The 15,222-nt window shown below is 70.5% G+C and carries 3 protein-coding genes; all 3 read left to right on the top strand.

The genetic code is table 11. From position 1 onward, the window contains the following. Genes A5694_RS22405 through A5694_RS05855 form a run of 3 tightly spaced genes read left to right on the top strand, consistent with a single transcriptional unit; the run spans position 1 to position 15,211 of the window. Positions 1-5,397 carry a type I polyketide synthase gene (locus A5694_RS22405; protein WP_082952522.1) on the top strand — a complete coding sequence of 1,799 codons (5,397 nt, stop codon included), beginning with the start codon at positions 1-3 and terminating at the stop codon, positions 5,395-5,397. Beyond that, the gene (locus tag A5694_RS05860; protein WP_064920895.1) at positions 5,397-10,814 is read left to right on the top strand and encodes a type I polyketide synthase; all 5,418 of its coding nucleotides are present in this window, start codon (positions 5,397-5,399) and stop codon (positions 10,812-10,814) included. The genes A5694_RS22405 and A5694_RS05860 overlap by 1 nt, the downstream gene beginning before the upstream one ends. Beyond that, a complete protein-coding gene (locus A5694_RS05855) occupies positions 10,811-15,211 on the top strand; it encodes a type I polyketide synthase (protein WP_082952521.1) in 4,401 nt (1,466 codons plus the stop codon). The genes A5694_RS05860 and A5694_RS05855 overlap by 4 nt, the downstream gene beginning before the upstream one ends. Positions 15,212-15,222: the final 11 nt, after the last annotated feature.

Genomic DNA, 15,222 nt, shown 5'->3' with positions numbered 1-15,222 from the left:
ATGGTTGGGGGGTCGGCCGCGTCGGCCGGAGGGTCGGATCGTCGCTCGATTGTTGCTGAGGCGCTGCGCAAGATTGATGATTTGACGGCGCGGTTGGCGGTGGCTGAGGCCGGTGATACCGAGCCGATCGCGGTGGTGGGTTTGGGTTGTCGGTTGCCGGGCGGGGTTCATGATCCGGCGGGTTTCTGGCGGTTGTTGTGTGCTGAGGGTTCGGGGATTGTTCGGGTTCCGGCGGATCGTTGGGATGCGGATGCGTTTTATTCGTCGGATCATTCGGTGCCGGGGACGATTTGTTCTCGCGAGGGTGGGTTTTTGACCTCGTGGCAGCCTGCGGAGTTTGACGCGGAGTTTTTTGGTATTTCGCCGCGTGAGGCCGATGCGATGGATCCTCAGCAGCGGTTGTTGATGGAGGTGGCGTTCGAGGCGTTGGAGCATGCCGGGATCACCAAGGAGGCGATCCGGGGCACGCAGACCGGCGTCTTCGTCGGGCTGACCACCAACGACTACGCCCTCAACATCGGCGGCAGTATCCGTCCCGCCGACATCGATCCCTACGTGCCGTTCGGCAATGCCGCCAATTTCGCGGCCGGTCGGCTGGCGTATTTCCTTGGGGTGCATGGTCCGGCGATCATGCTTGATACTGCGTGTTCGTCGTCGTTGGTGACGATTCACCTGGCGTGTCAGAGTTTGCGGCGCCGGGAGTCTGATCAGGCCTTGGCGGCCGGGGTGAACCTGATGCTGACGCCGCAGAACAGCATTGCGACGTCGCGGTGGGGGATGTTGGCCCCTGATGGGCAGTGCAAGACCTTTGATGCCGCCGCCGACGGTTACGTCCGCAGCGAGGGTGCTGGGGTGGTGGTGCTCAAGCGGCTTTCGGATGCGCAGCGTGATGGTGACCGGGTTCTTGCGGTGGTGCGGGGGTCGGCGGTGAATCAGGATGGGCCGTCGAGTGGTCAGACGGTGCCGTCGGGTCCGGCGCAGCAGAAGGTGTTGCGGGCGGCGTTGGCTGCGGCGCGGTTGTCTCCTGGTGATATCGACTATGTCGAGGCGCATGGGACCGGTACGGCGTTGGGTGATCCGATCGAGTTGGATGCGTTGTCGGCGGTGTTCGGTGAGCGGGGTGCGGCCGCGCCGTTGGTGTTGGGGTCGGTCAAGACCAACCTGGGCCATCTCGAATCTGCCTCCGGGGTGGCGGGTTTCATCAAGACGGTGTTGTCGGTGCAGCACGGGTTCATTCCGCGGCATCTGAATTTCTCGCAGTTGACGCCGAATGCCAGTGCGGGGGCGTCGAAGTTTCAGATTCCGTCGCAGGCGATGGCGTGGCCGGCGGTGTCGCGTCCGCGTCGGGCGGGGGTGTCGTCGTTCGGGGTGTCGGGCACCAACGCGCATGTGGTGATCGAACAGGCCCCTGCCACCGAATCCGCCGAGATCGAGGTCGCCCCGGCGCCGGTGGTCAGCACGTTGCTGGTGTCGGGTAAGTCGCCGGCGCGCATCGCGGCCACCGCCGGTGTGCTGGCCGAATGGATGGCCGGCGAAGGCGCCGAGGTGCCGCTGGCCGACGTCGCCTATACCCTGCGCGAACACCGCAGCCGCTTCAAGTACACCGCCGGCGTGTGCGCCCGGGATCGCGCCGCCGCAGTGGCCGGATTGACCGCACTGGCCGCCGGAGAGAGTGGCGCCGGTGTCGCCGAACCGCGGATCCGCCCGTCAGATTCCCGGCCGGTGTTCGTGTTCTCCGGTCAGGGTTCGCATTGGGCGGGGATGGGTCGGCGGTTGTTGGCGGATGAGCCGGTGTTTGCTGCGGCGATTGATGAGTTGGAGCCGGTGTTTGTCCGTGAGGTGGGTTTTTCGCTGCGGGAGGTGATTGCCCAGGGCGCGGAGATCTCCGGTGATGCTCAGGTGCAGCCGGTGATCATGGGGTTGCAGTTGGCGTTGGCGGCGTTGTGGCGGTCCTATGGGGTGGTCCCGGCTGCGGTGATCGGGCATTCGATGGGGGAGGTGTCGGCGGCGGTGGTGGCCGGGGCGCTGACCGCCGAGCAGGGTGTGAAGGTGATTGCGGCGCGGTCGGCTTTGATGTCGCGGCAAGCCGGTCAGGGTGCGGTGGCGTTGTTGGAGTTGGACGCCGATGCGACGCGTGAGTTGTTGGCGGGGTATCCGCAGGTGGCGGTGGCGGGGTATTTGTCGCCGCGGCAGACGGTGGTGGCTGGGTTGCCGGCGGATGTGGATGCGGTGATTGCGGCGGTGTCGGCGCGGGAGCGGTTTGCGCGGCGGGTCAATATGGAGGTGGCTTCCCATACCGCGTTCATGGATCCGATTCTGGATGAGTTGCGCGCGCAGCTGGCGGATTTGGTGCCGGCGGCCCCGCAGATCCCGTTCATCTCCACGGTGGTCGACCCGGCCGGGCCGGCGCCGGTGCTCAACGGCGACTATTGGGCCAACAACGTGCGCCAGCCGGCACTGGTCACCCAGGCCATCACCGCCGCAGCACACGACCACGCCACGTTCATCGAGATCAGCCCGCACCCGCTGTTGACACACTCGATCATCGAGACGGTCGAGGCGGCCGCCGGCGAACCGGCCACGGTGGCGTCGACCTTGCGCAGGGGCGACGACGAAACCCTGAGCTTCCACCTTCAACTCGCCGAACTCGGCCTCGGCGCCAGCGGCAGCAAGGCCGGGGGCTTCGCCGAATTGCCCACCGCCCCATGGCAACACACCCAGCACTGGATCACCGCGCCGTCCCGTACCGGCCAGACACCCGACGTCCACCCGCTGCTCGGTGCGCACGTCGAGATGCTCACCGGCGGCGACCACATCTGGCAGACCGACCTGAGCGCCGAAGCGATGCCGTGGCTGGCCGAGCACCGGGTTCAGGACCAGGCGGTGCTGCCGGCGGCAGCCCTGATCGAGATGGCGTTGGCGGCGGGCAGCCAAGGCCTCGCCACGCCCGCCGCATCGATCTGCGTGACCGGCCTACAGATCGAGCAGCCACTGGTGCTCGACGGCGGGATGCAGGTCACCACCCAGCTCAGCGACGCCGATGCCCAGCCCCGGATCGAGATCCACGCCCGAGCTCGCGGTGAAGCCTGGTCGCGGTATGCGGTCGCCGAGATCAGCCCGGTGCAGCAGACGGTCGATGCGCCGCCGGGACGAACCGTGCTCACCCTGCCGGATGACGTCGCCACCCATCCGGCATACCAGCTGCACCCGGCGCTACTCGACGCCGCGCTGCGGCAACTGGCCGCGATTCCCGACGCGGACGCCGGAGCCCTCGGTTATGCGCCGACGGCGGTGGGCGTGGTGCGGGTGTTCGCACCTGTCGGGCGCCAGGTGCGTTGCCATACCGAGGTGACCGTCGAGCCGAGCTCGGCCGATGACACCGTCGTCGGCCGCGTGGTGCTGACCGACGATGTGGGCACCACGCTGGCCGACCTCACCGGCATCGAACTGCGTCCGCTCGACCCCCGCTCGCTGCGGGTGCCGCTGGAGCAGAAGATCTTCGCCACCGAATGGATCACCTCCGACGCGCCGGAACCCTCCGCTGCCGCCGACGGCAGCTGGCTGCTGCTCGCGGAACCGGACGCCGACGCCGAGGGCCTGGCGGCGGCATTCGCCGCCCGGCTGGCCGCCCCGAACCGCAAGGTCGTCACCGGTCCGTTCGCCGACCAGCCGGCGCTGACCGAGGCGGTCGCGCAAGCCGGTGCCGATCCCGCGCACCCCCCGGCCGGCATCGTGGTGTTCCTCGGACGGCGGAGCCGCGATGTCGCCGACCCGCAGGCGCTGGCCCGTGCCCGCGACCTCATCTGGACGGCGTCGACCGCGGCCCGGGCGGCAGTCGAGGGCTGGGCGGGCGCACCGGGCGCGCGGCTGTGGCTGGTCAGCCGCGGCGGGCTGGCCGTCGGAGCCGCCGAACCGGGCGACCCGGCCATCGGTGCGCTCAAGGGTGTGGTCCGCACCTGGCGATTCCCCGGTGAACTGGCCCGGGTGCTGGCCGACGAACCGGACCTGGGTACGACCCTGGTCGACCTGGATGCCGACGAGGACCTCGACACCCTGGCCGACACCATGCTGGCCGAACTCGGCGCCCCGCTGCGCGACGACGTCATCGCCTGGCGTGGCCGGCAGCGCCGCACCGAACGACTCACCCGGGCGACGTTCGACGCAACCGGCGACACCGCGCAGGCCACGGTGCGCGCCGACGGCTCCTATCTGCTCACCGGCGGTCTCGGCGGGCTGGGCACCGTGGTGGCACGCTGGCTGGCGTCGCGCGGCGCCGGGCGGATCGTGCTCAACGGCCGCAGCGAGCCCTCGCCGCAGCAGCGCGCCGTACTCGACCAGCTGGCCGCGCAGACCGAGGTGGCCTTCGTCGCCGGTGACATCAGTTCGCCCGGGGTGGCGCAGCGCCTGGTCGCTGCCGCCGAGGAGACCGGCCGGCCCCTGCGCGGCGTCGTACACGCGGCCGGTGTGCTCGGCGACGGCCTCGTCACGGCGGTAACCCCGGAGAGCCTGGAGAGCGTCTGGGCGGCCAAGGCCGCCGGCGCGGCCCAGCTGCACGCCGCCACGGTGGACCGCCAGCTCGACTGGTGGGTGGGGTTCTCCTCGATGGCCGCCTTGCTGGGCCTGCCCGGCCAGCTGGGCTATGCCACCTCCAACGCCTGGCTCGACGCCCTGATGAGCTGGCGGCACGCGTCCGGCTTGCCGGCCACCGCCATCAACTGGGGCCAGTGGTCCGACGTGGGCCTGGGACGCTCGATGACACTGAGCGTGCTGGATCCGATCAGCCCCGACGAAGGTGTCGAGGCGCTGGACGCGGTGCTCGGCGCCGACTTCCCCCGGATCGGGGTGGGACGGCTGCGCATCGACCGTGCGGTGGCCACCTCACCGGAGTTCGGCGACCTGACCTTCTTCGAGGACCTGGTCGGTGCGGGCGCGACGCTCGGTGCCGCCGAGGCGGGTGGGCAGGCAACCAGCGGCACCGCAGACCCGTCGGCGGGCGCCCCGGACTGGTCGCAGATTCCCGCCGACAAGCGACGCGATGAGCTGGTGGTCAGGCTGCAGGCTATTCTTGCGCGCGAGCTCCGGACATCGGCGGCAGCGGTCGACGTGGACCAGCCGTTCCCGGAGATGGGCCTGGATTCGATGATCGCGATGACGGTCCTGAAAGAGACACAGCAGCTGGTGGGGGTGGATTTGTCGGCGTCAATGCTGTGGAATCACCCCAGCATTTCAGCTTTGGCGACGCATCTGGTGGGATTGCTGGCATCCCGGTACGCCCCACAGGACGACGCAGCCCAAGACGACGGTCATCTGACGTTCGACTCCTCCGGCGGTGTGCTGGACGAGTTGTTCGATCAGGTCGAGTCGGCATCGACCGGGAGCGAGAGCGGTAGTTTCTGATGACGACGATCTTCAACAGGATGTCGGCGATGGGTGCCGACAAGCGGGGGGCGCTCACCGAGCAGTTCGAGAAGGCGTCGCGGATCGCCGCCGCCGAACCGATCGCGGTGGTCGGGATCGGCTGCCGGTTCCCCGGCGACGCCTCGGGCCCGGAAGCCTACTGGGACCTGCTGGCGAACGGCCGCGACGCCATCACCGAAATCCCCCCGGACCGTTGGGATGCCGACGAGTACTACGACCCGGATCCGCTGGCGCCGGGTCGGATGTCATCGAAGTGGGGCGGGTTCATCTCCGATGTCGCCGGTTTCGACGCCGACTTCTTCGGGATCTCGCCGCGCGAGGCCGAGGCGATGGACCCCCAGCAGCGGCTGATGCTGGAGGTGGCCTGGGAGGCGCTCGAGCACGCCGGGATGTCTCCGGAACGACTCTCCGGCATCCGCTCTGCGGTGATGATGGGTGTGTATTACACCGAATACCAAGGGATTTCGGCTTCCAACCCGAACGCGATCGACGGTTACTCAGCCACCGGCAACGCCCACGCCGTCGCCGTCGGCCGGATCGCCTACCTGCTGGGCCTGCGCGGGCCGGCGGTCGCCATGGACTCGGCGTGCTCATCGTCGCTGGTCACCATCCACATGGCCTGCCAGAGCCTGCGGTTGCGCGAGAGCGACCTGGCGCTGGCCGGCGGGGTCAGCCTCATCCTGCGGCCGGAGACCCAGATCGCCATGGCCAAGTGGGGCATGCTGTCACCGCGCGGCCGGTGCCACACCTTCGATGCGGGGGCCGACGGGTTCGTCCGCGGCGAGGGCGCCGGGATCGTGGTGCTCAAGCGCCTCGCCGACGCCATCCGCGACGGTGACCGGGTGGTGGCGGTGGTGCGCGGTTCGGCGGTCAACTCCGACGGCAGGTCCAACGGGCTGACCGCGCCGAACACCATCGCCCAAAGTGACGCGATCACGCGTGCGCTGCGCAGCGCCGACGTCGCGGCGAGTTCGGTGAACCTCATCGAAACCCACGGCACCGGAACGGGTTTGGGCGACCCGATCGAATTCGAGGCGCTCGCGGAGGTGTACGGGCGCGGCGCTGACCGCTGCGCACTCGGTGCCGTCAAGACCAACATCGGCCACCTGGAGGCCGCCGCCGGCATCGCCGGATTCATCAAGGCCGCGCTGGCGGTGCAGCGGGGGCAGATCCCGCCGAACCTGCACTTCTCCAAGTGGAACCCGGCGATCGACCCGTCCCCGACGCGGCTGTTCGTCCCCACCGAGATGACACCCTGGCCGGCGGCCGAGGGCCCGCGCCGTGCCGCGGTGTCGTCGTTCGGGCTGGGCGGCACGAACGCGCACGTGGTGCTCGAGCAGGGCCCGGAGCCGGTCCCCGGCCCGGCTCCCTCCGATCCGGTGACCACGCTGGTGGTCTCGGGCAAAACCGAGCAGCGGGTGGCGGCCTGGGCCGCGACCCTCGCTGATTGGATGGCCGGCCCCGGCGCCGAGGTGCCGCTGGCCGATGTCGCCAACACCCTCAACTACCACCGCAGCCGCTACGCCAAGTTCGCCACCGTCTGCGCGCGCGACACCGAGCAGGCGATCGCCGGACTGCGGGCGGTCGCGGGCGGCTACCCGGCACCCGGGGTGGTCGGCACGCGCGCCGCCCGGGGCGGCAAGGGCACCGTGTTCTTGTACTCGGGCCAGGGGTCGCAGTGGGCCGGTATGGGCCGTCAACTGCTGGCCGACGAGCCGGCGTTCGCCGCCGCCGTCGATGAGCTGGAGCCGGACTTCGTGGCGCAGGTCGGGTTCTCGCTGCGTCAGGTCCTCGAATCCGGTGAGCCGGTGGTCGGCATCGACCGGATCCAGCCGGTGCTGGTGGGCATGCAGCTGGCGTTGACCGCGCTGTGGCGCTCCCACGGCGTCGAGCCGGACGCGGTGATCGGGCATTCGATGGGGGAGGTGGCCGCCGCGGTGGTGGCCGGTGCCCTGAGCCCGGCCGACGGCCTGAAGGTGATCGCCACCCGCTCGAAGCTGATGGCCCGGTTGAGCGGCCAGGGCGCGATGGCGCTGCTGGAGCTCGATTCGGGCGCAGTCGAGGCGGCCATCGCCGAGCATCCCGACATCACCGTGGCGGTGTACGCCGCACCGCAACAGACCGTGATCGCCGGCCCGCCCGATCAGGTCGACGCGGTGGTCGCGGTGGTCGACGCCCAGGGCAAACTCGCCCGCCGCGTCGAGGTGGACGTGGCATCGCATCACCCCACCGTGGACCCGATCCTGGGCGAGCTGCGCACCGCGCTGGCCGATTTGGCGCCGACCGCCCCGAAGATCCCACTGATCAGCACCGTCGGCCAAACGGGCAGCGACACACCGGCTTTCGACGCCGACTACTGGGTGCATAACCTGCGCAACCCGGTGCGGTTCAGCCAGGCCGTCACCGCGGCCGCGGCCGGTCACGCCAGCTTCATCGAGGTCAGTCCGCACCCCCTGCTGTCGCACGCCATCAACGGGAACCTGGAGTCGGCGCGGCCTTCGGGCGATCACGTCGTGGCCGGCACCCTGCTGCGCGACCAGCCGGAGGCACTGAGCTTCCACACCAACCTGGCGACGGTGGCACCGCCGTCGGCCGACGCACCGCAACCCGACGGCGGTCGTGGGCGCGCCGACCTGCCGTCACGGCCCTGGCAGCATGTGCGGTACTGGGCGGGCGCAACCGCCGCCAACCGGCACTCGGCCGACGCGCATCCGTTGCTGGGCGTGCACGTCGAGCTGCCGGCCGGCCACGGCCACGTCTGGCAGGCCGACGTGGGCACCGACATCGTCGCGTGGATGGCGCATCACAAGGTGCACGGCCAGGTCGTGATGCCGGCCACCGGCTTCGCCGAGATGGCGCTGGCCGCGGCCGGCGAGGCCCTGGGACTGCCCCCGTCGGCGGTCGCCGTGGACCGCGTCGAGGTCGAACAGATGCTCCGCGTCGACGACCGGACCGAGGTGACGACTCGGCTGCTGCACGAGGGCGACGGTTCCGAGGAGCTGCGGGTCGAGATCCATTCCCGCGCGCCCGGCGGCACCTGGTCGCGCCACGCCGTCGCCCGGGCCGCGGCCGCGCAAGCGGCCACCCCGGCCGAGCGCCCGCCGGCCGCTGCCGGCGGCACGGCGCTGTCACCGGCGGACCTGTACACCGCGCTGCGCCGCACCGGTCTGCAGCACGGGCCGGCGTTCGCCGCGCTGACCCGGATCGTCCGCAAGCCCGGCGGCGCCTCCGAAGCCGAGATCGTGCTGCCCGACGAGGCCACCGCACACCGCAGCTACCGGATCCACCCGGTGATGCTCGACGCCGCGCTGCAGTGCCTGGCCGCCGCGCTGCCCGAGGAATCGCTGACCGGGTCGGGCGCCGGTTCCGAGGAAGCCACCTACCTTCCGGTCGCCGTGGAGACCATTAGGGTCTTCGGCGACGTGGGCCGGCGGGCCCGCGGCCACGCCGAGGTGGTGAGCCACGACGACGGCGGCATCCTGGGGCGGGTCACCCTGACCGACGAGACCGGGACGATCACCGCCGAACTCGGCGGGATCTACCTGCAGCGGGTGCAGCGCCGCACGGTGCCGCTGCCGCTGACCCAGAAGATCTTCGACACCGACTGGGTCGACGTTTCCGCGCCCGCCCAGCCCCCTGCCGCCGCCGACGGCAGCTGGCTGGTGTTGACCGACGGCTCCGAAGCCGAAACGTTCGCAGCGGATTTCGCGGCCCGGTTTGCCTCAGAGCGGCGCCGGGTGATCACCGCGGACCTGCGGAGTGAGCCCGCGGTGCGCGAGGCGTTCTCCCGGACCGCCGACGACCCGGACCTGCCCCCGGTCGGGGTGCTCGTCGTGCCTTCCGCCACCCCCTTCGACGAGACCCCGGGCGATGTAGCCGTTCGCGGCCGCGATCTGGCCTGGGCGGTCGCGTCGACGGTGCGCACCGTCGTCTCCGGCTGGCACGGCACCGCGCCCCGGCTGTGGCTGGTCGGCCGCAATGGTCTGACCGTGGGTGTCGACGAACCCGGCGACCCGTCGATCTGCGCCCTCAAGGGCCTGGTGCGGGTGCTGGCCTACGAGCATCCGGACCTGCACACCGGCGTGGTGGACCTGGATGCCTCGGCCGAGCCGGTGGCCGCGCTGATCACCGAGCTGGGCTTGGCGAGCACCGACGACGTGGTGGCCTGGCGTGGCGACAAGCGCTACGCCGAACGGCTCAAGCGGGCCACCCTGACCGCCACCGGCGCCCCGACCGTCCGGTCCGACGGGGCCTACGTGCTCACCGGCGGCCTGGGCGGCATCGGGCTGGTCGTCGCCCGGTGGCTGGTCGACCACGGCGCCGCGCGGATCGTGCTCAACAGCCGTTCCCAGCCGTCGGAGGCGCAGCGTGCCGTGCTCGCCGAGCTCGAACAACGGGCCCAGATCGCGGTCGTCTCCGGCGATCTCGCCGCGCCGGGGGTGGCCGAGAGCCTGGTTGCCGCCGCGGAGGAGAGCGGGCTGACGCTGCGCGGTGTCATCCACGGTGCCGCAGTCATCGACGACCAGATCGTGGTCGGCATCGACAAGGAGACCCTCGACCGGGTGTGGGCGCCCAAGGCCGCGGCGGCACTGCGCCTGCACGTCGCGACCGCCGGGAAGGAACTGGACTGGTGGGTCGGGTTCTCCTCGACCTCCTCGTTGCTGGGGGCGCCCGGTCAGGCGTCCTACGCCGCGGCCAGCGCCTGGCTGGACGGCCTGGTGGCGTGGCGGCGGGCGGCCGGGCTGCCGGCGATCACCATCAACTGGGGCCAGTGGTCCGGCGTCGGTGTCGCCCAGGAGCTCAAGTTCAGCGCGCTCGACCCGATCAACCCCGACGAGGGCATGGAGGCGCTGGAGGCGATCCTCGGCGGCGACCTGTCCCGGGTCGGGGTGGCGCGGCTGCGCCTGGACCGGGTGGCCGCGGCCTTCCCGGAACTGCAGCAACTCGGGTACTTCGCCACCCTGGCCGAAGAGCTCGACCTCGATGACGAGGACGACGACTGGCCGGGTCCGGACGGGCTCAAGCAGCTCGACGCCGCCGAGGCCGCCAAAGCGGTTGTGGCACGGTTGGGTTCGCGGATCATGGCCATCATGGGCTACCCGAAGGACAGTGCCATCGACCCTGCCCGTCCGCTGACCGAGCTCGGTATGGACTCGCTGATGGCGGTGCGTATCCGCAACACCGTCCGCGGCGACTTCGGGGTGGAGCCCCCGGTGGCGCTGCTGCTGCAGGGCGCCTCATTGACCGATCTGGCAGCCGACCTGACCCGCCAACTCGGCCTCGCTGCGCCGGAGAATGCAGACGGCGCCGGCGACGGTGTTCGGGGCCGGGCCCAGCAGCGTGCCGCGGCACGGCAACGGGCGGCGGCGCGGCGAAAAGTAGGAGACCGAACGTGAGCACCAACAATGAAGTGCCGGCCAATGCGATCGCGGTCGTGGGCATGGCCGGCCGGTTTCCCGGCGCCCGCACCCTGACGGCGTTCTGGGACAACCTGCGCAACGGCACCGAATCCATCGTCACGCTCTCCGAGGAGGAGCTGCGTGCCAATGGGGTGACCGACAAGGCGCTGGCCAACCACAACTACGTGCGCCGGGCCGCGCTGCTGGACGGTATCGAGGAGTTCGACGCGGGCTTTTTCGGGTTCACCCCGCTGGCCGCGCGCACCATGGACCCGCAGCACCGGCTGTTCCTGCAGACCGCCTGGCACGCCCTGGAGGACGCCGGCTACCGGCCCGGCGAGCTCGAGGGTTCGGTCGGCGTCTACGGCACCAGCACCACCAGCGGCTACCTGCTGCACAACCTGATGTCGCACTACGACCCGAACCTCATCCTCGGCCAGGGCGTCAGCTTCGACATGGTCAACCTGTCGCTGCAGAACGACAAGGACTACCTGGCCACCCGGGTGGCCCACCAGCTCAACCTGCGCGGGCCGGCCCTGTCGGTGCAGACGGCCTGCTCCTCGGCGCTGGTCGCGGTGCACCTGGCCTGCCAGAGCATCCTCAACGGCGAATGCGACATGGCGCTGGCCGGCGGCTCGTCGCTGCGTATCCCGCACCACGTCGGCTACTGGCACGAGCCGGGTTCGATGGTCTCGTCGACCGGGCATTGCCGGCCGTTCGACGTGCGGGCCGACGGCACCATCTTCGCCAGCGGTGTCGGCGTGGTGGTGCTCAAGTCGCTGGAGGCGGCCGTCGACGACGGTGACCGCATCCACGCGGTGATTCGCGGCTCGGCGCTGAACAACGACGGCGCCACCAAGATGACCTATGCCGCGCCCACCGCCGCCGGGCAGGCCGACGTGATCGCCGAAGCGCATGCGGTGTCCGAGGTCGACGCCGCCACAATCAGCTACGTCGAGTCGCACGGCACCGGCACACCGCTGGGCGATCCGATCGAAATCGAAGGCCTGCGACAGGCTTTCGCCGTCTCCGAGGAAGCGCGGCCCGGCCCCTGCTACGTGGGCTCGGTCAAGTCCAACATCGGGCACCTGGAGTCGGCGGCCGGCATCGCCAGCCTGATCAAGACCATCCTGTGCCTCAAGCACCGGGCGATCCCCGGCACCCTGCACTACACCAGCCCCAACCCGGAACTGCACCTGGACTCCGGGCCGTTCCGGATCCGCAGCGAGTACGGGCCGTGGGAAGCCGAAGGCATCCGGCGCGCCGGGGTCAGCTCATTCGGGGTGGGCGGCACCAATGCGCACGTCATCGTCGAGGAATGGCCCGAGGACGGGTCAGACGAGTCCGCGGGCGCCGCACCCAAGCCCGGCCCCGAGGTGCTGCTGCTGTCGGCACGCACCGCCGAAGCGCTGACTCAGGGGCGCTCGGAGCTGGCGGCTGAGCTGTCCAGCACCGAGTCGCCGGACCTGCATGACGTGGCCTACACGCTGGCGGGCCGGCACCCGCACAACCTGCGACTGGCCGCGGTCGTCGCCGATCGCGCCGATGCGGCCACGGTGCTGGCCGCCGAAGAGAGCGAGAACGTCTTCATCGGCGAGGGCCTAGACGTTGCGGGCGACGCGACCGACCGGGTGGTGTTCCTGTTCCCGGGTCAGGGCGCCCAGCACATCGGCATGGCGCGCGGGCTGTACGACTCCGAACCGGTGTTCGCCGAGTACTTCGACCGTTGTGTCGCCGGATTCGACGCGGAGCTGGGCTTCGACCTGCGCGCGATGATCTTCGACGGCACCTCACGTGACCTGGAGCGCACGGACCGCACCCAGCCGGCGCTGTTCACCGTGGAGTACGCACTGGCCAAGCTGATCGAAAGTTACGGGGTGCGTCCGGCGGCGCTGGTGGGCCACAGCATCGGCGAATACGCCGCGGCCACCGTCGCCGGCGTCTTCGATCTCGACACCGCGATCAAAGTGGTGGCGATGCGGGCCCGGCTGATGCACGCCGCGCCCCGCGGCGTCATGGTGGCGGTGCCGCTGAGCCCCGACGCGGTCGGCACGTACTTGACCGGTGACGTCGACCTCGCCGCGGTCAACGATCCCGACGGCTGCGTGGTGGCCGGCAGCGAAGAGGCCATCCGCGAGTTCTCCGCGGCGCTCAAGCAGGCCGGGATCAATGCGCGCCGGGTGCGCACCTCGCACGCGTTCCACTCCCGCCTGATGGAGTCGATGATTCCGGAGTTCACCGGATTCCTGTCCCGCCAGACGCTGCACGAACCGAAGATCCCGCTGCTGTCGAACCTGACCGGCACTCACATGGCGGCCAGTGAGGCGACCAACCCGGCGACGTGGGCACGCAGTGTGCGGGCGACGGTGCGCTTCGCCGACGAGATCGACACGCTGCTGAACGAGCCGAACCGCGTTCTGGTGGAGGTCGGCCCCGGGGCCACCCTGACCGCTTCGGCGGCCCGCCACCCGAAGTTCGCCGGCGGGCACCGGACCGTCCGGCTGATGCGTCACCACGCCCAGAACCGCGACGACCGCGACGCCTTCTTGCTGGCGCTCGGCCAACTCTGGGCCGCCGGAATCGAGGTGGACTTCTCGCCGCTGCGCGGTGACTACCAGCCCAAGCGCGTCACGGTGCCGGGTTATCCATTTGAGCGGCAACGGCATTGGCTGGAGCACAACGCCGGGGCCACCTGGGTCTCCGGCGGCGCCGCCGGCGCTCCGACCCCCAATGGGCAGGTTGGTGCCGATGGTGCCGGCGGCGCGGCCGGACCTTCGATGGAAGCGACACTGCAACGCATCTGGGCGGTCTGCCTGGGGGTCGGTTCGGTCGAGACCAACGCCAACTTCTTCGACATCGGTGGCGACTCGCTGGTCGCGATCAGCGTCGCGATGGCCGCCTCCCACGAGGGCCTGGACCTCACCCCGCAGGATCTCTACGACAACCCGACGGTGTCGGCGCTGGCCAAGGCGCTGACCGCCCGCTACGCCGCAGGGGGGCTGGCCCGCCAGTCACCCGGCTGTGATGTCGAGCACCCGCCCGTGCCGCCGAACATCACCTACTTCCTGGAGAACGGTGTTCGCGACCACGGTCATTGGCGGATCCCGCTGATCCTTCGGCTGCGTCCCGAGGTCTCGGTCGACGACGTCCGCTCCGTGCTCACCGCGGTGGTCAACCACCACGACGCCCTGCGGCTGCGGGTCACCGAACGGGCCGGCACCTGGGAGCAGCACATCGCCGAACCCGGCGACTTCGGGGAGATCAGCACGCATGCCCTGCCGGAGGGGCTGACCGCCGAGCACGACGCGGTGCGCACGATGCTGGCCGAACACATCCGCGAACAGGATCTGTCCACTGCGCCGCTGACCGCCCTGTACATCCGGGGCTCGGCGGGGGACGTGTGCTATCTGGGGCTGAGCCTGCATGCCATGGTCGGCGATGAGGCATCCCGCGACATCCTGCTGACCGACATCTTCACCGCGTTCGGCCAGCGTCTGGCGGGCAACGACATCGAGTTGGCGCCGGTCGGCGTCGGGTGGGCCGAATGGTCGCAGCGCTGCGCCGGGCTGGCCACCCACCCGGCGGTGGTGGAGAGCCGCGAATACTGGTTGCGGGCAACCAAATCCGCGACCCTGCGGCTGGGTGCGGAGGTCGCCGAACCGCCGGCGGCAGCCGACCTGTGCAAGCTCACGTCGGCGCTGGCGGCAGCCGACACCAGCGAGATCGACGACGCCCGCCGCCGGCTGCGGCTGCCGATCAACGAGATCCTGTTGGCCGGGCTGAGCCGGGCGGTGGCCTCGGCCGTCGGCGAGGGCACCGTGGCCGTCGACATGGGGGGAGCGGGCCGTTCGGTGCTCAAGCCCGACGTCGACCTGCGGCGCACCGTGGGGTGGTTCACCACGGTGTACCCGGTCGCGCTGAGCTGCTCCACCGACGCGACGGCAGGCGCGCGTCAGCTGCTGGACGAAATCCACGAAACCCTGGGCGGTGTACCGCATTACGGGATCGGCTACGGCCTGCTGCGTTACGTCTACGCCCCGACCGCACGCCTGTTCGGATCGGTCGCCCCGGCTGACATCCACTTCTCCTACGTCGGGGCGATCCCCGAGCTGCCGTCGGCGGGGGATGCACCGGTGCAGTTCGACCCCGACATCGCCATGCCGGTGCGCGAGGCGCTTCCGGGCCTGGGACACGCGCTGGAGCTGCGGGCCTACCGCACCGCCGGTGTGCTGCACCTGGACTGGTGGTATGACAGCCGCCGGATCGAGGAGTCTGTGGTGCGCGGGATCGTCGACGGCTTCTCGACGGCGGTGATGGAGCTGGTCCGCGAAGCCATCGCCGAAGACGAGGTGGAATCCGCTGACGACGAGATGGCCCTGGTCGAGCTGTCGTAGGTGAGGAGAGA

This window comes from Mycolicibacter sinensis (assembly GCF_001667945.1).
Classification (GTDB): Bacteria; Actinomycetota; Actinomycetes; order Mycobacteriales; family Mycobacteriaceae; genus Mycobacterium; species Mycobacterium sinense_B.
This window is presented reverse-complemented; position numbering and strand designations above follow the sequence as displayed.

Bases quoted from the DNA above. Each gene is read 5' to 3' on its own strand.
- A5694_RS22405 (WP_082952522.1), top strand. From the start codon at position 1: ATGGTTGGGGGGTCGGCCGCGTCGGCCGGAGGGTCGGATCGTCGCTCG.
- A5694_RS05860 (WP_064920895.1), top strand. From the start codon at position 5,397: ATGACGACGATCTTCAACAGGATGTCGGCGATGGGTGCCGACAAGCGG.